Source organism: Aliihoeflea sp. (assembly GCF_052435475.1).
Taxonomy (GTDB): domain Bacteria; phylum Pseudomonadota; class Alphaproteobacteria; order Rhizobiales; family Rhizobiaceae; genus Aliihoeflea.
Map to the genome: position 1 here is coordinate 1 of NZ_JBQVMV010000057.1, position 537 is coordinate 537.

At 62.2% G+C, this 537-nt stretch carries 1 protein-coding gene; it reads left to right on the forward strand.

Translation table 11 applies throughout. The features are described from left to right. A partial coding sequence (locus ACT6QU_RS19525) for a type IV secretion system DNA-binding domain-containing protein (protein WP_444837038.1) occupies positions 1-537 on the forward strand: 537 nt, incomplete at both ends.

Below are 537 nucleotides of genomic sequence, written 5' to 3' on the forward strand. Positions count from 1 at the left end.
GCGCTGGTCTATGACACCAGCGGCGAGTTCATCGCCCATTATTACCGGCCCGAGTGCGGCGACGTCATCCTCAATCCGTTCGACGCCCGCTGCGTTTATTGGTCGCCCTTCGCCGAGATCGCCCACCCCGCCGACGCCGATCGCATCGCACAGCAGCTCGTTACCGAGACCGGGAAGCAGGACGATGACGTCTGGCTGGAAACCAGCCGCATCCTCGTCGCGAACATGATCCGGGAACTCTGGAAGGAGAAGAAATGCACGCTGCCCGACCTGCTCGAAGCGCTGCAGAAGATGGACAAGGATAAGCTCAAGGCCTGGCTCAAGGACACGTCGTCGGCGCGCACCTTCTCCGACGACGCCGACCGCGCCACCGGCAGCGTGCTCTTCATGCTCGCGAAAGCCGCGAACCTGATCCAGTTCCTTCGGATGCCCGAAGAGGGCGAGAAGGTCTTTTCGTTCCGCGACTTCATCGCCGGGCTTGACGGGACGAAGGGCGCCAAGCCGTGGATATTCGTGCCGCGGAAGGAAGAGCAATTT